Raw genomic sequence first — 22716 nt, 5'->3', positions numbered from 1 at the left:
CTACCTGTCGCTCCCCGGTCCGACCCGACCATCAGGGGCGGGCAGGTGAAAACCACGACATATAGGTTCCACTGTAGCCGCATGACCAGGTGGTTGCCATAATTGACCGGCCGGAATGGGATGACGAGACTCAGAGCCGATAGACGAATCCCTCCCAGGGGGCCAGACGGCCGGTCAGGAGAGAGCCGACGGTTTGCTCGGGCCGATAGGTGGAAATCATGATCCGGTCAACGTCTCCGACCCCCAAGGACATGGAGGTGGCGGCAACCTGGTCCATCCCGAGGAGGGAGGCGGTCTGTTCAGGCAGACCTGCGGGCTTGCTGCTCAGGTTGACCACGACCAGGAGACGCTGGCAGGGCACGGCCTCCTGGATGCTCCTGGCCTCCGGGCCGGACTTGCGCTCGGGGGCCTGATCCAGGGAACGGGTGAAGGAGTAGACCTGTTCCGCTTCCGGATCCAGGAGGGAGAAATCACCGGCGGCCACTACCGGGTTGGTGTGCCGGAGGCGAATCAGCTCCCGGTAAAAGGCCAGAACCGAGTCCTGGTCGCGCAGCTCACTCTTGGCATTGATCTTGTCATGGTTGGGATTGACGGACAGCCAGGGCTCCTCGGGGGCATAGGGGGCGGTGAACCCGGCGAACTTGGTCGCATCCCACTGCATGGGGGTCCGGGCGTTGTCACGACTCATATAGGCCAGGGCATCCATCATGGATTCCGGGCTCTGCTCGTGCGCCTGGTCGACCCGCTGATGATAGAGATTGATGGATTCGAGATCGCGATACTGATCGAGCCGGGTGAACCCGGCGTTGGTCATGCCCAACTCCTCGCCCTGGTAGATGTAGGGGGTGCCCCGGTGCATGTGGAGGAGAAGGCCCAGGGCCTTGGCGGACCGGGTGCGAAGCTCCTCGGTGGAGGTGTCACCCCAGCGGGAGACCACGCGCGGCTGGTCGTGGTTGTTGAAGTAGAGGCTGGCCCAGCCCGCCTTGGCCACGGCCTCCTGCTGCCTACCCATGGCATCCTTGAGCCTGCTTGCCCGGAAGGGACGGACGTTCCACTTACTTCCATCGGAGTCGATACCGGTCTGGGTGAAGAGGAAGAGCATATCCAGTTCGCGATTGTCCGGGTCGGTGATGGCACCGCTTCGCTCGGGCGGAAGGTCCGGGGCCTCACCCACGGTCAGGTAGCCCTGGCGCCCCTCGAAGACCTCCCGGCGCATCTCCTTCAGGTACTCATCCAGCCTGGGACCGTCCACGCAGAAGGGCACCGGAGAGGAATATCCCTCCGGGCCCACCGGCCCGTCCTGGATGGCCGCCCCCTCTTCGCCCGGCAGAAGACCCTGGTCGTCGACCAGCTTGGAAATCATGACAATCACGTCCATGCGGAAACCGTCGATACCCCGGTCCATCCACCAGTTCATCATCCGGTAGACGGCCTGACGCACCTGAGGGTTCTCCCAGTTCAGGTCGGGTTGCTTCTTCGAGAACTGGTGGAGGAAGTACTCACCGCGGTAAGGGTCGTACTCCCAGGCGGAGCCGCCGAAATATGACCCCCACCGGTTGGGTTCCGCGCCCGGGGTTCCCGGTTCATGGCCGGGCCTGGCAGGGCGCCACCAGTACCAGTCGGCATGCGGATCGTCGGTGGTGCGCGAGGCCTGGAACCAGGCGTGCTCGTCGGAGGTGTGGTTGACGACCAGGTCCATGACCACCTTGATTCCCCGGCTATGGGCCTCGTCCAGAAGCTCATCCATATCGTCCATGGTGCCGAAGATGGGGTCGATGTCCTGATAGTCGGAGATGTCGTACCCGTTGTCATCCTGAGGGGATCGGTAGACGGGGCTGAGCCAGATCACATCCACGCCCAGGTCGGCCAGGTAGTCCAGACGCTGGGTGATGCCCGGCAGGTCGCCGTAGCCGTCACCGTTGGTGTCCTGGAAGGACCTCGGGTAGATCTGGTAGACCACGGCATTGGCCCACCAGGGGTTGGGGGTGGCCCCGTTGGTCCGTATTGCATCGGATAGCTGCGCGCGCTCTTCCTGGGTCATGGCTTTCCTTCCACAGGCTGGATTCGAAGGACTTCCTTGTTCTGCAACTCCCACTATACGGGCTGTCTTCGCCCATTTCGAAAGGAGCCCCCAGGGCAATCCCCGGAGGCTCTATGACAAACAGACGAGCAAGATGTGACCCTACCGGGAGGCCTCCTCCCGGTGGACCTGGAAGGCCAACTCGGCCAGGTGGACGCCATGGGTCAGGAACTCCTGGGTCCGGCAGACGTAGTCGTTCTCACGGCCAAGTCTGGCTATGTACCCATTGATGTAATCCACCTCGGTCTTGCGCCCGCGCGACATATCCTGGTACATGGATGGGTAGTGGAGGGGGTTGCCCACGCGGCTGACATAGTCCACCTCGTCCAGGGTGGCCTGTCGGGTCTGAATCAGCTGCTTGCCGGCTCGCTCGCAGGCATCATAGGCCTCATCAATCAGCTGTCTGGCCATGTCCATTGCTCCCGGGTAGGAGATGAACTGGCCCATGGTGATCTGGTACATGGTGCAAATCGTGTTGACCACCGAATTGAAGATGATTTTTGCCAGACAGGTCCCCTCGAAGTTCTCGGTAAGGATCGGGTTCAGGTTGGCCGCCTTGAAGTCTGAGGCCATCTCCCGCTCCAGATCCGTGGTCTTCTCGGTCATGGCACAGAGGTGCATGGAACCGGCCCCGGACTTGCCTATGAAGTCCACATCCCCCGGTCCGTTCAGGACCGTCCCAATCATGGCCGTGCCCCCGTAGATTCGTTCCTTGGGGAAGTACTTGAGCATCTTGTCGAAGTGACCCCATCCGTTCATGGCCGAGAAGACGACTTGGTGGTCCTTGAAAAGGTGGGCGCACCTGTCCAGGACCTCCTCCAGTTGCATCTGCTTGAGCATGATGATCCAGACATCAGGGTCGCCCTGATAGTCCTCCGGAGTGAAAATGTTGATGGGAACCAGATGGCGGCCTTCATGGTCACGTGAGACGTAGACCCCGCCTTGATCGCGCACCTTATCGACATTGGGCATCCAGGTATCGACGAAGTCCACCTGCAACCCCGCCTGCTCCTGGAGGAGCACACCCAATCTGTATCCCATGGCACCGGCACCCATCACCGCGTACTTCATTGCAATCAGCCTTCTTCGCTATTGATAGTCTGTGCGGATAAACGTCCCCGGAGCCATCGGACCCCGGGGAGTTACTGGCAGTATGCAGACGGCGGAGCAAACAAGGTCGGGGTCCGTTCGGATGTTGGACGGAATGGTCAATTAGGCAGTTCTGAAAGTCACACCGGCGCTGGTGGGACGAAACCACGCAACAGCCCCGCTCAGGAATCCTGACGGCGGGCCTTGAAGAAATGCGAGAGGAGGTCGGCGCAAGCCCCTTCCTCCACTCCGCCTATGACCTCGGCCGAGGGTCCGGTGTGGGGATCACGGGGAATGTCCCAAACCGATCCGCAGGCGCCCATCTTGGGGTCCCACGCACCGAAGACCACACGGTCGAAATGACAGGCCAGGATTGCCCCTATGCACATGGGGCAAGGCTCCAACGTGACGACCATGGTGCAGCCCGACAGGTCCCAACCCCGGTCACCGTCGGCCCTGTCGGCAGGGCCATGGGCCGAGGCGGCCTGGGTGATGGCCTCCATCTCGGCATGAGCCAGGGGCCTCCCCTGGGCCTGCCGACGGTTGCAACCTCGACCCACCACTTGCCCATGAGCGTCCAGGACCACGGCCCCCACAGGGACGTCGCCCTGGTTGGCCGCCTGTCCAGCCAGATCCAAGGCCTGGCCCATGGCCCTCTTCCAAGATTCGTGCACAGGGCCAGTCTGGCAGTCCAACCTGACAGGCTCCACCGGACCGGCCCCGTGCTTTTCGACTCAGGACCGGCCGCTCAACATGTCGGCGATGCTGCGCCGCACATGGCGGAAGTGGTTGGCCCGACCGTGCTGCCCGTACCCATGCTTGGCCAGGAAGGATCGAATCAGCTTGTCGCCCTCACTGAAGATGAGGGCCGTCAGGCCGATGCCCAGGCAGATCAGCCACTGCGTACCGGTCAGCGGGGCCATGCCCAGCACGGACGCCACCGGAGCCAGGTACATGGCACCGGCGTGAATGCCCAGGGCCACGAACGATGCAACCAGGAGGAACTTGTTGTCGAGCGGATTGAGCTGGATGATCAGCTTCTTCTCGGACCTGGCGGACATGGCGATGAAGAAGTTGAAGAGCACCAGGAGGGTCAGCGCCATGGTCCGGGCCACGGTCAGGCTCATCCCCCTGTCGAGGTTGGACCGGAAGAGGACCAGGATGCAGGTGGCCATCCAGAGGCCGCAGACCGCCAGACGAATCCAGAGGACACGAGAGAGCAGACCCTCTTCGGCCGAGCGGGGTGGGGATTCCAGCTCGTCCCCGTCACCTGGCTCAAAGCCCAGGGCGATGTCCTGGACACCGTTGGTGACGAAGTTGATCCAGAGCATCTGGAGGGGAAGGAAGAGGAGCGGCTCCTCGGCGATGACATTGACACCGACCGCAATCATGGCAGCGGCCGCCGTGGAGAGGAGGAAGTAAGCCGAACCACGTATGGCCTTGAAGGTGGCCCTCCCCTGCCGGACGGCCTGGGTGATGGTGATGAAGTTGTCATCAGTCAGAACCACATCGCTGGCCTCACGGGCCACGTCGGTGCCGGATTCACCCATGGCAATGCCCACCGAGGCGGCCTTGAGGGCCGGGGCATCGTTGACACCGTCACCGGTCACAGCCACCACGTGCCCCTCGTCCTGGAGGGCTTCGACGATGCGAAGCTTGTCCTGGGGCGAGACCCTGGCGGCGATGGAGGTCTCGCGCAGACGGGCACGGAGAACCTCGTCACTCATCTCCAGCATCTCACTGCCGGTCAGGGTCTGCTCGGTGTGCTCCAATCCCAGGCGCTTGCCGATGGCGGCGGCGGTCACCGGGTGGTCACCGGTTATCATGACGACCCTGATACCGGCCTTGGCGCAGTCGGCTATGGCCTCGCGGACACCGGGGCGGGGCGGATCCAGCATTCCTTCCAGACCGAGGAAAGTCATGTCGTGGGCCTGCTTGTGGTCTTTCAGGTCTTCATCCGGGTCGATGGTCCGGCTGGCAACGCCGATGACGCGCAACCCTTGGGAACCCATCATCTTGTAGGAGGCATGGACCGCATCCTGGTCCAGGGGAATCCGGTTCCCGTCCGGGCCGACCATGGTCGTGCTCATGGACATGATCGCATCGGGCGCCCCCTTGACGTACTGGGTCAGAGTCCCGTCCGGATTGCGTCGGATGGTCATGGAATGGAGAAGTTCAGGTTCATAGGGGGTCTGGGAGGCGATCGGGGAATCCAGTTCCTCCCGGGTCACGGCCCCTGTCTGATCGGCGACCCGGGCCATGGCCATATCGACCGCATCACCGCTGTACCGGATTGTTCCATCCTCGTCGGCCTGTCGGTGGGCCTCGTTGGTCAGGGCTCCTCCGCGCATCAGAGCCATGAAGGCCCGGGTACGGGGATCGTCGGCACCGTCAGCACCGATCTGATCGACCTGGATCGGATCTCCCCCTCCCAGGGTGCACTGCTCAACCGTCATTCGGTTCTGGGTCAGGGTGCCGGTCTTGTCGGAACCAATCACCGTGATGGAACCCAGGGTCTCAACGGCCGGCAGGGACCGCACGATGGCGTTGTAGTCGGCCATCCGGGAAACACCCAGGGCCATGGCCACGGTCAGAACGATGGGCAGGGCTTCGGGCATGGAGGCCACGACCAGGGAGACGGCGGAAAGGAAGGCTTCGGTCGCATCCCCGTTGATGATGGCCCCACCGATGAAGACGAAGACGGCCACCAGGATGACCGCCACGGCGATGCCGACCTCGGTGCGGTGGATGATTCGCTGGAGCGGGGTACGCCCCTTGGCCACATGGACCAGGTCGTTGATCTCGCCCAGCTCGGTGTCCGAACCGGTGGCGACGACCAGTCCCCTGCCGCGTCCGCTGGTGACCATGGTGCCCGAGAAGGCCATGCACTTGCGGTCGCCCAGGGAGGCATCCTTGTGGACAGCGTCCGTACTCTTCTTGGCCTCATCGCTCTCGCCGGTCAGCATGGCTTCGTCGATGCGGAGTTGAAGGGCCTCAACCAGCCTGAGATCGGCTGGGACCCGGTCACCGCTCTCCAGCACCACCAGATCACCGGGGACCAGGTCGGCCGCATCGATGTCCTGAAGCCGTCCGTCGCGCATGACCCGGGTGGTGGGCGTAGCCAAGGAGGTCAGTGCCTCTACGGCCTTGTCCGCCTTAGACTCCTGGTAGTAACCGATGATGGCATTGAGGAGGAGGACGATGAAGATGGCGGCTGCATCGACATAGTGTTTGAGGAAGATCGTGACGATGCCGCAGACAATCAGAACGGCAATCAGAGGGCTGGTGAACTGCTCCAGGAAGAGTCGCCACTTGGGCTTGGTCTCTGCCTCGGCCAGGGTGTTCTGCCCGAAGATATCCAGGCGGCGACGACTCTCCTGTTCGTCCAGGCCCTGGTCGGTGGTCTTCAGCGCGGTCATGGCCTCGCTGGCATCGAGGCTGTGCCAGGCCGTATCCTGCAGTTGGGTGTTCCCTGTCTGCTCCAGGGATGTGTTCCGTGGTTCGTTGGTTGGCGGGTTGGTCGGATCTGTCATATCAGCCAGGCCTTTCCATGTGGATTGGTCGTACTGTCCGTAGTGCATAGGGCATTCGAGAACGCCTTGGCGAGGGGCCCAGGTGGCCAGTTACCATTCAGCTGACGCGGGCGGGTATGGAGCCCAGGCGTCCTGAGGACATGTTGTTGTCTGTCGGTTCGGTTTGCAGCCGGCCCATCATACGGGGGTCATGATGGATATGGAGTGCGGCGGACTTGTTTGTGAAAGCCGCCGGTACACGTTCGGGGTCCAGCGCCTTGACCGACCCTTGCAATGGTACAGATTCAAGGCTTCAGGATGAGCGCCGGGGCTTGAAGGCAGTCCACATCTTCACACATTTACGCCCGTCGCGAGCGCCGGGAAACCCTGGCGACCGATACCGTCCGAATCGGCCCGACAGACAAGTTGTGGGTTTGGCACCGATACGCAGAATTTTCCCTCTGTGGATAATTCAATTCCGTATACTGAAATAGGTAAGGTACGGGAACAAACTCCTCCCTGCTGGTTCGGCCCCATCCCAAGTTTCATCCCGGGCACGATGATATCGGGAATCCGCCAGACGCATGGCATGGGTGGGGCTTCCGAGCGAAGGAGGCAGCCAGTGGAAGTGTTCGTCCTGATTCTGTGCGTGGTGGCCGCCGTCCTTATATCCTCCTTTGTTTCACGGTTCATCCCCAGGGTCTCGACTCCCCTGGTACAGATCGCCCTCGGTGCGATTATGGCCTGCCTGCCGGTTTTCCCGGAAATGCAGCTGGACCCGGAACTCTTCATGGTCCTCTTCATCGCCCCCCTGCTCTACCTCGAGGCCCACACCATCAACAAGGTGGAACTCCTCAAGGACATCCGCTCCTCCTTGTCCCTGGCAATCGGTCTGGCCGCCCTGACCATGGTCATGGTCGGGGTCATCCTGCACGCGGCCTGGCCCATGTTCCCCCTGGCCGCAGCCGTGGCACTCGGCGCCGCCCTGGGACCGACCGATGCGGTGGCCGTTTCATCCCTCGGCAAGAGCGCCGACCTGACCGCCAGTCAACGGTCCACCCTGGCCGGCGAATCCCTCTTCAATGACGCCACCGGAGTCATAGGCTTCCAGTTCGCCATTCTGGCTACGGTCACCGGCTCATTCTCCATGACCCACGCCCTTCTGGAGTTCGTCGTGGAATTCGTGGGCGGCATTGGATTCGGCGTCATCATGGGCTTCCTGGTCAATTGGGTCTTTGAATCCGCCCGCCGAATGGGGTGGGAGACCACGACCACCAGAATCCTCCTGGAGCTCTTCCTGCCTTTCGTGATCTACCTGGTCGGACAGAACGTTCTGCATGTCTCCGGGGTCCTGGCCGTCGTGGCCACCGGCCTCATGGCCCGGTTCGACCACACGGGCGTCGGCCCCAACACCTCCAAGGCCAACATCGTCTCCACCAGCGTCTGGAAGGTCCTTTCCTTCAGTCTGAACGGGGCCGTCTTCATCATCCTGGGCATGCTCCTGCCCACAGCGATGGGCACCAGTTGGCGTGACCGCCGGGTCAGCAACTGGATGCTCGTAGCCACCATCGTCGTAGTGGCCCTGACGGTCATCCTCCTCCGGTTCCTCTGGGTGACGACCGTACTGGTTTTCGCCAGGGACAAGGAGACCGGGAGGCGCCGCCCCATGACCGCCCGGCGCTGGCGGTCGGCCGCCGTCATGACCTTCGGAGGCCCCAAGGGAACCATCACCCTCTCCCTGGCGCTGACCATCCCCTACACCATCTCCAACGGGAACCCCTTCCCCATGCGCAACGAGCTGATTTTCGTAGCCGCTGGGGTCATCATCGTCACCCTGGTCCTGGCCAACTTCGCCCTGCCCCTGCTTGCGCCCTCCCGTCAGACGGAGGTACCTGCCCAGCAGGTGGAGAAGTCCATCGACGTTCTGCGCAGAACCATCAGGGAGCTTTCGACCAGGATAAACGACGAGAACCGCCTGGCCATCCAGCACGTCATCAAGCAGTACAACCATCGAATCGCCAAGCTCAAGTCGGAGATTGGACAGTACTCCCCCAAGGAATTCGAGGACCTACAGGTCCAGACCATGGAGTGGGAGCAGGATTACATGGCCGAGCGGCTGAGCCGGATCGAGGATGCCGCCGACCAGATTGAAACCCGCCTGAACCTGGAGCCGAAAGGTAACCAGGAGAAGAGTGCCCCGGCAGCTGCAGATACCTTGAACGACGCACCCTCCGCTGCGGTTGGGGCCGATACGGAGGATGCCGCGGCCAGGGTCCCCCAGTCCGAGGAAAGGACCGTGTCCGAAGCCGGGACCCCCTCCCCCGCGGTCGATGATGCTGCGCCGACCGGCCAGTTGCCTGCGGGCACCGCCGCCGACCGGGATGCCGATGCGGACATGACCCGCAGCCTGCAGAAGGCCGAACAGGCTCGCGATAACGCCGAAGGGGAAATCCGCAGGCCCGAGGAAATCCAGGCGAGCGAGGATCAGAACCGTCTCTTGGAGCTACGCTGCCAGGAGCAGGCCGCCAGGAAAATCCTGTCAACCATCTCCTCCTCCCTCTTCCATCTGGACAAGGGCGGGGAGATTCGCTGGCGCACATATACAGCACACAGGCGGGTACGCGGCCTCGTTCGCAGCATCTTCTACCGCCTACGGCACAAGACGTTCAAACTCAGCGAAAACAAGGTCTTCCTGGCAGGACGCCATCTCCAGGCGGAGATGAACCATTTCCTGATTGAGAAGCTCTACGCCGAGCTGGGCAAGGGACGGTTCAAGACCGAGGACCTCCTGACCACCATCATCAACCACCAGATGATCGAGTCCTCCGCTGAGGGCCGGACCGATTACTCCGGCATGCCCGCCGTCAGGGATAACGTGGAGGAGGCCAAGCACGAGGGCTACGCCATTGAACTGGGCCAGATACAGGACATGTTCGAGGCCGGTGAGATCTCCCGCTCCCTTGCCAAGGAACTGCGCCGCAACGTATACGTCATGCAGGTGGATGCGGACTCGGCCCTCTGATTACATGAGTCCCGAGCTGACGTTGATGTCTGCCAGCCACTGACGCAGGTCGTTGAGCTCACGAATGTCAACACTATGGTCCAGGTGGTCGTACTCATGGGCCTGCAACCAGGTGTGCTCGTCCAGCCAGGCCGCCAGGGCCCTGAACTCATACTTGGGAACGATCGTGTCCTCGGAACCGAAACCGAAGAAGACCGGCTTCTCCAAATCCGCCAGGCGGACATCGGCAGGGGCCGTGCCCTCCACCAGTCCGGGAGCCAGGAAGCCTGAAAGGCAGACCGAGGCCCGGTAACGCTCCGGATTGACCCTCAACAGGTGGACCGCCAGCATCCCTCCCTGGGAGAAACCCATGACCACAATCTGCCTGTCGGCGGGAATGTGCTCTCCCACCCACTCGTCTATGGCCTTGGCCGCGGCATATCCGTCCCGGTCCAGGTCCTCCCGCTCCGGGCGCATGTCGTGGAACCAGGTGTATCCGGGGCCGAACATCCCCTTTTCACTGCCCGGCACCACCATGGGGGCTCTGAGGGAAATCGAATCATTGTAGGGGGCCACGTAGCGCATCAGATCCGCCACGTCCTCCTCATTGGAGCCCCAGCCGTGCATAATCAGGAAGAGTGGGCGGCTGGTATTGGCAGCGGCCTCTTTACGGGAATACAGGGCGTACTCCACCGTGAGCGGGTCGCCGAATCGCCCGGGAACCGCTGTGGACTCCCTGCCAATCAGGCCCGTCCGGTCTTCTGCGCCTTTTCCACCGTCACTGATTGCTTCAGCATTACCCATACCTCCACGATACCGTCCGCCGGAGGTGAATGCACGATAAAGCCGAACGGCAATCCTGGTTGAGACCGCATAATGTAGTGCACCCATGCGGGGCAAGGCAATCACAATGAGACAGTACGAGAGACGAGGCAGACAGCTACCGCCGAACGGACGGAGCCGAGATGATAAAAGCGACCAAGGCTCCGGGTCAACAGTGATTCGGCGCCTTGTCTTCTCTGTTTTAACGTTCGGATTCCAGGGATTGGATCTGTCCACCCCAATCCGCCTGGAGCCTGGACATCTGGTCCGCGTTACCGATGACCACCCACCGTTTGCCCGAAAGCAGTCGCATATCCGAAACGGAAAGAGCCTCACCACCACCGAATCGGTCCAGGAGATTCGCGGCCTGGGAACGAATGGGCCCCTTGGCCAGGGACGCAGCGGAATCATTGTTGAAGACCGCATATGCAACCTTGTTGCTGGCGCAGTACCTGACGTGGGAGACCCCGACGAACCTGTCTGCACCGGCTTCCTGCCATCCCGAAGAACAGGAGCCCACAGCCCGATCTATGCCCTGGGTCATGGCCTGGGCTGAATCAATCGGAGCAGCATCGACCTCCTTGGCCTTGATCAGCCCCTGCGGATGCCCCTCGGCGATGACCAACCCCGCAACCGTGAAGAGGACCCCACACAGAAGGAGGATGATTCCACCCGAGCCCACAGAACGGTGCCGGCCCGCAGGCATATATGTGTGCCTGGCAACAATGACCAGGACCACCGTCAGGAGGGCAAACCCCAGGGAGGCACCCGCCCAGGCGGAAATCGCAACCCGACCGATGACCCCCAGCCTGGTCGGCGCAACGGCATGGGCCAGGAGGGCAAGGCCGGCCAGGACCGAGACCAGACCGGTAATGATGGCGAGCCTGGCCCAGATGTTGGCATGCTGAACCTGAACGGGACGCTCGTTGACATAAGGGCCGGGAGGATAGGCAGCGGGCAAGCCCTCGCCGTATTCGCCGTCCGTCAACTGCTGATCGAGCTGGTTGAATCCATCAGCCATACGACTCACCGCCCTTCCGCCCAGGCTTCATCGACTTTCGATACTGCCCAGTCTATGGTCGGTACGCGCATGAAACCCTCCAGGCGGGCAATGATTCACCATCCTGTCAATTCCGCCGACGAACGGGGCGCGGCTCAACCCTTGGTGGAGCGGGGGTCCTCCTTGCCAATGGTCCTCTTGTCGCGCACCTGATTGGCTCCCTTCTTGTGGACGTTGACCTCGCCGCCACCGGACCTGTCCGCATAGACCTTGGCCTGCTTTGCCGCCTCCGCCTGGGTGGCAAAGGTCTTGGAGGCGCGTGAGGCCCCGGCCCTCTTGACGCTCCAGACGTCACGCCCCTTCTCGAATTGCACGTGATAATCAGCCATAATGACTTCCTTTCAGTACCTCGCCGTACTTACTCATCATCCACTGCCGACCCAGGGCGCAAGTGCTCCGACACACCTGCCCCCTGAACGGAACTCGTCGGGCAGATTCGCCACATTCCACGAGCCTGGACTGGCCGCCCAAGCCGATTTAGACCGGCGCATATCGCAATCCGCCACAGATAGGCACGATTCCCCAATTGAGCAGGCCAAGAGATACAAGAACAGAAACTGAATATAAAGGAAGGGAAAATCGAACCACGAGGGAAGTGAAATCTACGAGAGCGGGCGACGGGAATCGGACCCGCCTCTGAAGCTTGGGAAGCTTCCATTCTACCAATGAACTACGCCCGCAGTCGCACCGTCAGTACTTCGTATGAACAGCACGCAGGTCTTTATGATAGCAGTTCCTGAGGATACGCGCGAGTCCGCTCCCCAGGCCGTGGCGGCTGCCATGCTGGCACCGGCCCAAGCTCTGGGTCCGGACCGCCCCGGCAAGACCACCACGGCCTTGGGCTGGTGGCACCCGGTATGCCGCCGACTGCCTGCCGTCGAATCCTGGGGAGGTCCGTGCAGACCGTCATCTGCGACGGCCACAGGATTGAAACCTGAGCACACGGCCCACAGCCCACCAAATCCCGTCAGCACCCCAGACGACTCAGTAGCTGATTTGGCTACCCGCTCCGCCTTCTGCATCCACCTGGGTCTGGCCCATCTCCTGGCTCATGCGCATAAGGCGGGCGATGCGCTCATCAGTAGGCGGGTGGGTGGAGAAGAGTCTGCTGAATCCCTCGGCCGAGAAGGGGTTCTCAATCATCATGGCGGCCGCGCTCTGAGTACCGGAGGTCTGTGGCATGGGCACGGCCTGGGCACCGTAGGAGATCTTGTTCAGGGCGGACGCCAGGGCGGCCGGATCACCGGTCAGGCGGCTCCCATCCTCATCAGCGTCATATTCACGTGTACGGGAGATGGCCATCTGAATCAGGGAGGCGCCCAGAGGGGCCAGGATGGAGCTGATCAGAACGCCAATCAACCCCAAGGCTCCTGTCGAATTATCCCGGTCGCGGTCGCTACCACCGCCGAAGTACATCAGGGAGTACCCCAGATACGTGATGACCGTGGCCATGGCCGAAGCAATTGCCGAGGTCAGGATGTCGTGGTTATAAACGTGCATGAGTTCATGCCCCAGCACGCCCCGAATCTCGCGTTCGTTGAGGATGCGCAGGATTCCCTGGGTGCAGCAGACGGCTGCATGGCGCTCATTGCGGCCGGTGGCGAAGGCATTGGGTGATTCGGTCGGGGCAACGTAAATCCTGGGCATGGGCTTGCCTGCACGGCCCGAGAGTTCCCGGACAATCCGATAGAGCTCCGGGGCCTCCTGTTCACTGACCGGCTGGGCGTGCATGGAAGCGATTGCCACCTTGTCGGAAAACCAGTAGGACCCGAATGTGGTGGCCAGACCGACGATGATGTAAACGCCCAGGGTCCCCTGCCGACCTCCGGTCAGCCACCAGATCAGCATAATGACAGCCCACATGAGGGCAAACAGCAAGGTCGTTTTAAGACCGTTGAAATGCCCGTGAACCTTCAGCTTGCCATCCATGAGTGACATGTTAGTCTGCGTTGCTGGATTTTGACTGAATAGAAACTGTGCGGTCCCACCATGCATGGCGAGACCGCACCATCGACCCCGCGGAAAGCAGTGGGGCTGAAAATCCGCCCTAAGCGCCACCCTCCAGGGTCCTCCTCCGGAACTACTCGCCGTGGGCCAAACTTCTGAGCTTATCGGGGTCGGTGACCTTGATGTGCTCACGCCCAACCTTGGCGCCCTCGGCACGTTCGTAGGCGTCAACCCGCTTCCAGCCGGCGAAGTCGATGGGGGTTATCCCCTTGGAGGCCAGGAGACGGTCGATGGAATCGTCGGCACGGTCGGGGGCCAAACGGCCATGGGACTCAGTGGAGGCCAGATCATCCAGCATGTTGCCGATGGTCTCCAGGGCATCGGACTTCGTGGATCCAATCAGGCCTACCGGGCCGCGCTTGGCCCATCCCGTAGCATAGAGGCGATCGATCGGGTGACCACCCTCGGCCTGGGGGGCGGAGCAGACCCGACCATGTTCGTTGGCCAGGGTGTACCGGGAGAAGTCGTAGGGGATGCCACTCACCTCGGCAGGCTTATAACCGATGGCATGGTAGACCGCCTGGACCGGGCACTCCTCGTACTCGCCGGTTTCGCCCATAACACCCTCGGGGGTCACCTCGGTCTTCTCCAGGCGAATGCCGCTCACCTTGCCGTCCTGCCCCAGAATGGCTGCCGGCATCCGGTTGAAGTGAATGCAGAATCGACGGTCGGCCGGGTTGCCCTCGAAGTCGACGCCGCCATCCGCTTCCATGTCTTCGGCCATGTCCTTGATGGCGTAGAGCTCCTCCAGCATCTGCCTGGTCAGCTTGTCCTGTGCGGCCAGGTCGATGGTCTCCGGATCGAGGTCGAAATCCTCGTCGTCAAGAACAATCTGGACCCCGGGCAGCTTCTCCAGCTCGCGCAGCTCCTGGACGGAGAACTTGGCCTGGGCCGGGCCGCGGCGGATGAACATGTGGAGCTCGCGGGCCTTGTTTCCCTTGATGCCCTCGTACACGTTATCGGGGATATCGGTGCCCAGAAGATCATCTGCGCGGCGCATCAGAATCCTGGCCACATCCATGGCCACATTGCCGCCGCCTATCACCGCCACCTGTTCGGCATCCAGGGGCCACTCCCGACCCGCTGTCGGGTATCCGTCATACCACTCCACGAAGTGGGCGGCACCGTATACACGATCCAGGCTGTGCCCCTCGATCTCCAGAGGACGGTCGTCCACGGCACCAGTAGCGAAGAGGACCACGTCATAGCGGTCCCTCAGGTCATCAAGGGAGACATCACGGCCGAATTCCACATCCGCATAAAGGTGGATATCGGGGTTATCCAGCGTCTTTTCCAAGGCCCCGGCGATGTACTTGATGCTGGGGTGGTCAGGCGCCACACCGTATCGGACCAGGCCGAAGGGAACCGGCAGCTTCTCGAAGAGGTCGATGCGGGCACGGCTGCCAAGCCCGAGCTCGTCACCCTTCTCCTTGAGCTGACGAAGAAGAATGTCCGAGGCGTAGACCCCGGCAGGGCCGGCACCCACGACTGCAACACGCAACTGCCCATCGGCTACGTCGCCGGTCGGAGAGGCTGAATTGTTGGAATCATTGACCTTGTTATCGCTCATGCCGACCAGCCTAACGTAAAGTCGGAATCCGCAACAGACAGGGTCGGAGTCACTCCCCGGGACTTTCACCAAATTTTGGCAGCCCTGTTTTCCCTGAATGAAGTCGCAGGTGTGCCTCTCCAGCCGGACGAGGGCAGGTCACCGTTTCACCCGCATGGATGCCGCACCCGGACCCAGGGAATACCGGGAAGGTTCAGTCCCGATCCAAGGAGCGCGGTCAGTGCCCAGAGGATGGAGACCACGTCGATGGCCTCCTGCATGAAGGCGCCGACGACAACCGGAATCAGGTCGAAGGCCGCACAAAGCATGCCCACGGTGGCCAGGGAGAGTCCGGCCAGGACCGCCTGGAGCATGACCCGTTTGGTTCGGCGGGCGATGGCGATGGACCTGGGCAGACTGGCGATATCGTCATTCATGATGACCGCCTGGGCCGATTCGGAAGCCGCCGTCGTGGTTCCGTCGGTAATGGCCATGCCCACATCGGCCGCGGCCAGGACCGGGGCATCGTTAACCCCGTCACCCACCATCAGCGTGATGGATCGGGTTATCGATTCACCAACGAATTTCGAGAGCCACCGGTCCCACCAGGGTTCCCGGTTGGGCTCTGCTTTTGCAGCCTCGGCAATCAGGTCTGCCTTGTCCTCGGGGAAGAGGCCAGCATGGACGTCACTGATGCCCACCTGGTCGGCGATGACCCGGGCCGATTCCTCCTTGTCGCCGGTCACCATGGAGAGGCGTTCTATACCCAAGGCATGAAGGTCGGCAATGGTCTGCGCGGCATCATCCCTGGGTACATCCTTCATGACAATCCGCGCCGTCACATCCCCGTCAATGGAGACGTAAGCAGCCATCTCGTCGGGGGCGAGAGGTGCAAAGGCACTCTCCGAGACAGCTGGGTCACCGCCGGATACATAGGCCATGCGGCCCACACGCACCGTGTGCCCGTCAATGAGCCCCCGGACCCCGTTACCGGCCTCCTCCTGAACATCCTGGGCCTTGAAGCGGGCATCTCCCTGACGAGTCCGACCCTCCTCAACCCGGTTGCCTGCCGCCGTGATGCCGTTGGCCAGGATATGGACCGAATAGGACTCGACGGCCCCGGCCATGGCCAGAACCTGCCCGGTCTCCCATTCGGCGCTCTGCTGGTCGGCCATGTCAACGTGGGTGACCTGGGGCCGCTTGACCGTCAGGGTGCCTGTTTTGTCAAAGAAGATGTGCGAGACCCGGCCCAGGTTCTCAATGACATCCTGGGTCTTGATCAGGAGTCCGGCCTTGGCCAGTCTGCCGGAACCGGCCATGTAGGCCACCGGGGCGGCAATCAGAAGGGGGCAGGGGGTGGCCAGGACCAGGACCTGGGCAAAGCGGGTCGGTTCCCCGGAGATGATCCAGGCCACGCAGGCGATGATGAAGGCCAGAACCGTAAAGGGAACGGCCATCAGGTCGGCCGTCTTGACCACGGTCGCCCGGGAGGATTGGGCCGAGCGGACCAGGTTGAGAATCCGCTGGTACTGGGAATCCCGGGAGAGCTGCCTGGCCCTCATCAGGAAGGTGCCCGAACCGTTGACCGCACCGGACATAATCTGGGAACCCTCGTAGAACTGCCGGGGCATGGGTTCCCCATTGATGGTCGAAAGGTCCAGGGTTGCCGAGGGGCTGACCATCTCGCCGTCGACGGGCACGGTCTCTCCGGGTTTGACCACCAGGAGGTCGTCCAGAGCCACCTGAGCCACCGGGACGGTCTTCCAATCCGATTCCTCGGGCAGGCTGTGCCCATCAATCCGGGCCTCCCTGCCGCCATCGACCACATGGGCCACCTGGGGCGCAGCCTCGACCAGGAGGGTCAGGTTGCCCTGGGCCTTGTTGTTGGCGTATTGCTCGATTGCGTCGCCCGAGTAGAGCATGAGGACCACGGCCCAGCTGGCCCAGTACTGCTTGACGGCCAGGGTGGAAAGAATGGCCACCACTGCCAGGATATCCACGCCGACATGACCATGACGGACGTCGTCTATCATTCCGCGAAGGGTGTCAATAAGGGAAATGGCGACCAGGATCGTAACAACCCACTGGGCAATCACCTGATGGGGCCGCCATAGCAGGCCCATGGCCAGACCGCAGGCCAGGACCAGCCAAAGCATGGGTACCTTGGAGGCAAAGGACAGGATTTTCTTCATCACCGCTCCCTGAGGTCGACAGACGACGAGGCGCCGATGGATGCCCCTCGCTTCTCCCGTCCACCCTATATCCAGATGTGTTTCCCCGAGCCGAGCGACATGAGGAAAGACCGTCTGCCCGCATGGCGAGCGCCGCAGGACCATTCCGTGGATTCAGACGGGAGGAGCTGAGGCGATGAAAACAGGTGGGGTTCCCGGACACCAGCTTATGATGTCCAGGAACCCCACCTGTCAGAGCGCTCTACCCTGCCTTCAGGGTGCGAATCGCCATCCCACGGTGCGAGCGGTCACACTCGGGAAAAGCGTTCTCCGGTTCACTGCCCAAAGAAGAACCCGAAGGGATCCTGCGGGTTGTTTCCGTTACCGCTACCGGAATCATCCTGTCCGGAACCGTCATCACCGGAACTCCTCTTATTGGACTTGGGCCTGCCTTGCACGGCCTGCTCTTCCTGATCGAGGGTGATATTCAGATCGACGGCCTGGTTGTTGCGCACAACCGTAATCTTGGCCGAACTGCCGTAGGCCGCGGCCCGCACATATCCCAGGAGGGAGTAGTTGTTGTTGACCGCATTGTCGTTGAAGGCCACGATGGTGTCGCCGGTCTTGATGCCCGCCTTTTCCGCCGGGGAACCGGCGACCACCTTGTTGACCTTGGCACCGCCACGGGTGACCCCATCGGCCTCGACCGTGCCGCTGGTAATGGTCACGCCCATGGAGACGTGCCTTGCCTTGCCGCTCTTGATGATCTCCTCGGAGATCCTCTTCACCAGGTTGGAGGGGATGGCGAAGCCGATGCCGATGGAGCCCGCCTCGGACTGGGAGGAGGCCATGGAGGCGATGGAGGAGTTGATACCGATGACCTGACCGGCGGCATTGAACGTAGGACCGCCCGAGTTACCGGGATTGATGGCCGCATCCAGCTGGATGGCGTTGGTCACGACGGGGTTGTTGTTGCTCTCATCCATGACCGAAACAGGGCGGTTCAGGGCCGATACGATACCCGTGGTGGCTGTGTTCTCATAGCCGAGCGGGTTTCCGATTGCCATGACATCCTCACCGACGGCCAGCTGGTCCGAGTCGGCGTACTGAATCGGTTTCAGGTCACTCGGGGCCTTTTCCAGGGCGATGACCGCCAGGTCGGCCGTGGTATCCACCCCGACCACCTTGGCTGTATATATCTGGCCATTGGACAGGGTGACATTGATCTCCTGGGCACCATCGACCACGTGGTTGTTGGTGACCACATGGCCCTGGTCGTCAATGACCGCACCAGAGCCTGCACCCACACCGTTATTGACCTTGACCTGAATGGAGACCACGGAGGCGGAGACATCCTTGCTGATGGCCTGCCAGTCGGGGGCCTTCCCGCCCTCGATCTTGGCGGTCCCCTGCCCGGAGGAGTTGGAGGAGATTCCACTCAGGCTGGATGAGCTGGGAAGGCTGACCCAACCGTTGGAGAGGGCGGCCCAACCAAGACCCAGCATCAGGGCCGCAGCGACCAGAGCCGCCACCACGGCGGTGAAGACATACTTGCCGGAGCCACTCAAGGAACCCCCACGCATGGAGCCGTCAGGAGCCTTGCCGTCGCCACCCGGAGGGAAGGACCCCTGACCCTGTGCGGCAGGCCGACCAAAGACGGGGTATGGAGCACCCGGGCGGTTACCAGCGGGGGCACCACCATTGGAGGGCTGCCCGAAGACACCGCGCCCACCGGGCTGGCCCTGTTGGCCCGAGGCGGGCTGTTGCCCGGGTTGACCCTGCTCACCGGGCTGGCCCTGTTGATTCTGCTGGGTCTGCTGGGTCCCGGGTGCTGTCTGTCCGGTCGGGGCATAGGCACCATACAGCGGAGCCGGACGATAGTAGGCCTGCCCCGCCTGCTGTGGCCGCGCATCCTTCGATGCATCGGATGAGGAAGTGGGAGTTGCACCCGCACCCGGAGTTCCAGGATCCGCGTTGGGGGACTGGGCCGACGCCCCGTCCCCGTTCTCCGGGACTATATCCATCGGGTTGGCTGCGTAATCGGTCGAAACCGCTTGCGGCTGAGCGATGGGCTCGGGCCGGCCCATCTGGCCGGCTCCATCCTGCTTGACGGGTTCATTTCGTGCTGCGGACTCCTGCTGGTTGGGTGCCTCAGCCTGCGAATCGGCAGTCTCGTTCTCGATATGGCCGGTCTGCCATGACTGGTTCCCATCCGACCCCTTCCAGGGTTCGGGCCTGTTCTCTTCAGCCATTCCTGCTCCTTCGAATCAACTCTATGCACTGCCTATTGCGTGGCCGCACCTGATAATCTACCCCGGCAACCCGCGATATTCGTTGATTATACGTAGGCTATCGGGTCCTTATTATCGTTCGAACCGCTATCAGACTAAGACAGGTGGCCTGGATGATTTCTGAACGTTCCATGAAAGCGGATTGTGACCTTCCATCCAATCTGCCGAGAGCGTGCCTCCTGGTGGCGAATCGCTTAGCCATGCTTTTGGATACAGTGAAACCATGACCTTCCTCATGAATCCCCTGGGAGCGGAACCCGGTCGACCGGGCGACCGTTCCGCCTTCTCGTTCGAAGCCATCACCCAACTGCCCTCTGCTGCAGACGGACTGGGCCGCGAGGGGCGGCGGTACGGCCGGACCGGAATCATCCATACCCCCCACGGCGATATTCATACGCCGGCTTTCATCCCGGTGGCCACCCAGGCCGCCATGAAGGCCGTGCTGCCCGAGCAGATGCGCGAAATGGGTGCCCAGGTGCTTCTGTCGAACGCCTTCCACCTCTTTGAACGTCCCGGCGAGGATATTCTGGACCAGGCAGGCGGACTTGCCCGGTTCATGAACTGGGATGGCCCCACCTACACGGATTCCGGCGGATTCCAGGTCCTCTCCCTTGGAGCGGGATTCAAGAAGACCCTGGCCATGGATGTGACCGGAATGCAGTCCGACGAGGTCATCGCCGAAGGGAAGGAACGCCTGGCCTTCGTCGATGAGGACGGAGTCACCTTCAAATCGCCCCTGAACGGGGACCAGCACCGATTCTCTGCCGAGATATCCATGGGAATCCAGCACAAGATCGGGGCCGATGTCATGTTCGCCTTCGATGAGTTGACCACCCTGATGAACACGCGTTCCTACCAGGAGAAATCAGTGGAGCGGACCTTCCGGTGGGCCAAGCGGTGCGTGGCGGAGCATGAACGCCTGACCGCGGAGAGGACGGGAAAGCCCTATCAGGCCCTGTTCGGCGTCGTGCAGGGGGCCAATTACGAGGACCTCCGCCGCAAGGCCGCCGGTCATATCGCCTCCCTGGACTTCGACGGGGTGGGCATCGGCGGGGCCATCGAAAAGCGGCTTCTGGGCCAGACCTGCGCCTGGATATGTGACGAGATGCCCGAGTCCCGGCCCAGGCACGTTCTGGGCATCGCCGCCGTGGACGATATCTTCGCCGGTGTGGAAAATGGCGGCGACACCTTCGACTGCGTGGCACCGGCCAGGTGTGGCCGCAACGGGGCCGTCTTCACCCGCGACGGCCGTTGGAACATCAAGCGCGCCCAGTTCAAGAACGACTTCAGGCCCATTGAGGAGGACTGCGACTGCTACGCCTGCACCAACTACTCCAGGGCCTATATCAACCACCTTCTGCGGGCTCGGGAATTCAACGGGTTCACCTTGGCCACCATTCATAATGAGCGCTTCTTCGTTCGCCTCCTGGACGAGATCCGCGCCTCCATCGATGGCGGCTATTTCGATGACTACAAGAAGGAGACCCTGGCAAGGTTCTACGCCAACGGCTCCAGAGGGTAAAACCAACACGCTTGTAATTGCGCCACCTGCGGGGACATGCTATCATTTCTGTTTGTCTGCGAACGTGGCGGAATGGTAGACGCGCTGTCTTCAGGTGGCAGTGAGCGAATGCTCGTGAGGGTTCAACTCCCTCCGTTCGCACGGAGACGAAACGCCGTCGACAAGGGTTCTTCCCTGTCGACGGCGTTTTCCATATCTTCAATCAGTCAGGTGCCGGAAGCAGCACTCCCGGCACCTCACCTTTTATAGACCCTCCGGGTCTTCTTCTATGTCCTGATCATCGAAGACCTTCCGCCCACTGTAGAGGTCCATGTCCAGCTCGTTTTCCGTCCTGGCCACAATGACGGCCGTATTGGCGGCACCAGCCACGTTGACCAGGGTGCGGCCCATGTCGACCAACTGGGAGATGGGCTGCATGATGGCGATGAAGGGAACGGGCAGACCCGCCGCCGTGAACAGGGAGGTGGCGGTAATCGTGGCCGTACCGGGCACACCCACCGTCCCGACGGAAACCACCAGGGCGAAGACAATCAGAAGGGCAAAGCGCACGAAGGAGTACGAACCACCCTGGGCATTGATGGCGAAGACCGCCAGGAGGACCGGCCAAAGACCGGCGCATCCGGGCATACCCAGATTGGCACCCAGGCTGGCCACGAAGGAGGCGGTCTCCTCCGGAACGCCGGCCGAACGCAGCTGGCGGACGGTGACGGGAATGGTGCCGATGCTGCTCTCGGAGGTGAAGGCCACCACACCCGCAGGCCAGAGGGCCCGGAAGAAGGGCAGGGGGTTGACGCGTCCAACCAGGGCCAGAATCAGGGGCTGGGCCAGGAAGAGCTGAATGGCCAGTCCCAGGTAAGCCACCAGGAGAACACCCAGAAGGGGCAGGAGACTCTTGAGGCTACTGTTCCCGATGGCGGCCGCAATCAGGGAGAGGACAGCGTAGGGGGTAAAGCCGACGATGATCTGGGTGGCCTTGGAGAGCACCACATTGCCGGCTTCGACGAAGGCCTTGAAGGGGGCCACGCTCTTCTCGCCACGCGGGGTGGAAGCGGCCTTGTTCATGGAAACGGCCAGGAGGATGGCGAAGATCACAATCGGAATGACCTGGTTATTGGCCCAGTTAGCGGCAAGATTCGATGGGAAGAGCCCTACCAGGGTATCGACCACACCGGGCACCTCGCGGGGTTTGACCCCCTTGGGCAGGGCCTGGTCAAACCCCTTGCCCACCTGGAAGAGCAGTCCGAGGACCAGAGCAATCACGGCTGCAGTGAAGGTATTGACCAGCAGGAGCACGATAGTCTTCAGGCTGATGTTCTTAAGCCTGCCGGCCCCGCCTATCCGCCCGATGCTGGCGACGATGCTGAAGAGCAGGAGGGGGACCACTATGGCCGATATGACCTTGGACCAGATGGCGCCGAAGGCTCCCACGTAAGCGGTGTGGCCCGAGAAGCCAACCCCCACGATGATTCCCAGTACCGTGGCTATGATGACCCGCCAGCTGAAGTTGACCTTGGTCTTCTTGCTCAGCAGGGCCAGCCCTGCAAAAAGGACGACGACGACTATCAGAGCCGCCCAGTCCCAACTCGTTTCCGACATCGGATCTCCTCTTTTA

General features: G+C 62.0%; 14 protein-coding genes and 2 tRNA genes. 3 read left to right on the top strand and 13 right to left on the bottom strand.

The genetic code is table 11. The features are described from left to right. Positions 1-130: 130 nt before the first annotated feature. The 4 genes from BINDI_RS00455 to BINDI_RS00440 form a co-directional block, all read right to left on the bottom strand. Positions 131-2041 (bottom strand): glycoside hydrolase family 13 protein, encoded by a 1911-nt coding sequence (locus BINDI_RS00455; protein WP_033491450.1) that lies wholly within the window; start codon positions 2039-2041, stop codon positions 131-133. A 141-nt stretch (positions 2042-2182) separates the two neighbouring features. Then, positions 2183-3160 (bottom strand): ketopantoate reductase family protein, encoded by a 978-nt coding sequence (locus BINDI_RS00450; RefSeq protein ID WP_162472056.1) that lies wholly within the window; start codon positions 3158-3160, stop codon positions 2183-2185. 191 nt (positions 3161-3351) lie between these two features. Beyond that, positions 3352-3843, bottom strand: a complete 492-nt coding sequence (locus BINDI_RS00445) for a nucleoside deaminase (RefSeq protein WP_269147294.1) — start codon at positions 3841-3843, stop codon at positions 3352-3354. Positions 3844-3903: 60 nt separating this feature from the next. Continuing rightward, on the bottom strand, positions 3904-6750 hold the full coding sequence (locus BINDI_RS00440) for a cation-translocating P-type ATPase (RefSeq protein WP_237742949.1): 2847 nt from the start codon (positions 6748-6750) through the stop codon (positions 3904-3906). A 520-nt stretch (positions 6751-7270) separates the two neighbouring features. Here BINDI_RS00440 and BINDI_RS00435 point away from each other — a divergent pair. Next, complete coding sequence (locus BINDI_RS00435; protein ID WP_437123901.1) at positions 7271-9703, top strand: cation:proton antiporter domain-containing protein; 2433 nt, start codon at positions 7271-7273, stop codon at positions 9701-9703. Here BINDI_RS00435 and BINDI_RS00430 read toward each other — a convergent pair whose 3' ends face one another. The 8 genes from BINDI_RS00430 to BINDI_RS00395 all read right to left on the bottom strand — a co-directional run bounded on the left by BINDI_RS00430 (position 9704) and on the right by BINDI_RS00395 (position 19543). Further along, positions 9704-10486 carry an alpha/beta hydrolase gene (locus BINDI_RS00430; RefSeq protein WP_052109059.1) on the bottom strand — a complete coding sequence of 261 codons (783 nt, stop codon included), beginning with the start codon at positions 10484-10486 and terminating at the stop codon, positions 9704-9706. 220 nt (positions 10487-10706) lie between these two features. Further along, complete coding sequence (locus tag BINDI_RS00425; protein ID WP_033491455.1) at positions 10707-11525, bottom strand: hypothetical protein; 819 nt, start codon at positions 11523-11525, stop codon at positions 10707-10709. A 134-nt stretch (positions 11526-11659) separates the two neighbouring features. Continuing rightward, the gene (locus tag BINDI_RS00420; protein WP_033491456.1) at positions 11660-11893 is read right to left on the bottom strand and encodes a DUF2188 domain-containing protein; all 234 of its coding nucleotides are present in this window, start codon (positions 11891-11893) and stop codon (positions 11660-11662) included. A 280-nt stretch (positions 11894-12173) separates the two neighbouring features. Continuing rightward, positions 12174-12244 (bottom strand) — tRNA-Gly (locus BINDI_RS00415). Between the two features lie 304 nt (positions 12245-12548). Continuing rightward, on the bottom strand, positions 12549-13493 hold the full coding sequence (gene htpX / locus BINDI_RS00410; RefSeq protein ID WP_033491496.1) for a zinc metalloprotease HtpX: 945 nt from the start codon (positions 13491-13493) through the stop codon (positions 12549-12551). Positions 13494-13644: 151 nt separating this feature from the next. Next, positions 13645-15141, bottom strand: a complete 1497-nt coding sequence (locus BINDI_RS00405) for an FAD-dependent oxidoreductase (RefSeq protein WP_081830722.1) — start codon at positions 15139-15141, stop codon at positions 13645-13647. A gap of 146 nt (positions 15142-15287) precedes the next feature. Continuing rightward, positions 15288-17312: a heavy metal translocating P-type ATPase gene (locus BINDI_RS00400; RefSeq protein ID WP_052357135.1), complete on the bottom strand. Its 2025-nt coding sequence runs from the start codon at positions 17310-17312 to the stop codon at positions 15288-15290. A 314-nt stretch (positions 17313-17626) separates the two neighbouring features. Next, positions 17627-19543 (bottom strand): S1C family serine protease, encoded by a 1917-nt coding sequence (locus BINDI_RS00395; RefSeq protein ID WP_033491458.1) that lies wholly within the window; start codon positions 19541-19543, stop codon positions 17627-17629. 262 nt (positions 19544-19805) lie between these two features. On the opposite strand from BINDI_RS00395, the gene tgt reads away from it, so the two are divergent. Both tgt and BINDI_RS00385 read left to right on the top strand, forming a co-directional pair. Next, positions 19806-21104, top strand: coding sequence for a tRNA guanosine(34) transglycosylase Tgt (gene tgt / locus BINDI_RS00390; RefSeq protein ID WP_033491460.1), 1299 nt, complete (start codon positions 19806-19808; stop codon positions 21102-21104). 58 nt (positions 21105-21162) lie between these two features. Further along, positions 21163-21245 (top strand) — tRNA-Leu (locus BINDI_RS00385). Positions 21246-21347: 102 nt separating this feature from the next. Here BINDI_RS00385 and BINDI_RS00380 read toward each other — a convergent pair. After that, positions 21348-22700 carry a dicarboxylate/amino acid:cation symporter gene (locus BINDI_RS00380; protein ID WP_033491462.1) on the bottom strand — a complete coding sequence of 451 codons (1353 nt, stop codon included), beginning with the start codon at positions 22698-22700 and terminating at the stop codon, positions 21348-21350. Positions 22701-22716 lie beyond the last annotated feature (16 nt).

This window comes from Bifidobacterium [indicum] DSM 20214 = LMG 11587 (assembly GCF_000706765.1).
In the GTDB taxonomy this organism is placed as follows: Bacteria; Actinomycetota; Actinomycetes; order Actinomycetales; family Bifidobacteriaceae; genus Bombiscardovia; species Bombiscardovia coryneformis.
The sequence above is the reverse complement of the archived record's forward strand: the minus strand, read 5'-3'. Positions and strand labels throughout refer to the sequence as shown.

Bases quoted from the DNA above. Each gene is read 5' to 3' on its own strand.
- BINDI_RS00380 (WP_033491462.1), bottom strand. From the start codon at position 22,700: ATGTCGGAAACGAGTTGGGACTGGGCGGCTCTGATAGTCGTCGTCGTC.
- tgt (WP_033491460.1), top strand. From the start codon at position 19,806: ATGACCTTCCTCATGAATCCCCTGGGAGCGGAACCCGGTCGACCGGGC.
- BINDI_RS00440 (WP_237742949.1), bottom strand. From the start codon at position 6,750: ATGCACTACGGACAGTACGACCAATCCACATGGAAAGGCCTGGCTGAT.
- BINDI_RS00420 (WP_033491456.1), bottom strand. From the start codon at position 11,893: ATGGCTGATTATCACGTGCAATTCGAGAAGGGGCGTGACGTCTGGAGC.
- BINDI_RS00435 (WP_437123901.1), top strand. From the start codon at position 7,271: ATGGGTGGGGCTTCCGAGCGAAGGAGGCAGCCAGTGGAAGTGTTCGTC.
- BINDI_RS00395 (WP_033491458.1), bottom strand. From the start codon at position 19,543: ATGGCTGAAGAGAACAGGCCCGAACCCTGGAAGGGGTCGGATGGGAAC.
- BINDI_RS00425 (WP_033491455.1), bottom strand. From the start codon at position 11,525: ATGGCTGATGGATTCAACCAGCTCGATCAGCAGTTGACGGACGGCGAA.
- BINDI_RS00430 (WP_052109059.1), bottom strand. From the start codon at position 10,486: ATGGGTAATGCTGAAGCAATCAGTGACGGTGGAAAAGGCGCAGAAGAC.
- BINDI_RS00455 (WP_033491450.1), bottom strand. From the start codon at position 2,041: ATGACCCAGGAAGAGCGCGCGCAGCTATCCGATGCAATACGGACCAAC.
- BINDI_RS00405 (WP_081830722.1), bottom strand. From the start codon at position 15,141: ATGAGCGATAACAAGGTCAATGATTCCAACAATTCAGCCTCTCCGACC.
- BINDI_RS00400 (WP_052357135.1), bottom strand. From the start codon at position 17,312: ATGAAGAAAATCCTGTCCTTTGCCTCCAAGGTACCCATGCTTTGGCTG.
- htpX (WP_033491496.1), bottom strand. From the start codon at position 13,493: ATGGATGGCAAGCTGAAGGTTCACGGGCATTTCAACGGTCTTAAAACG.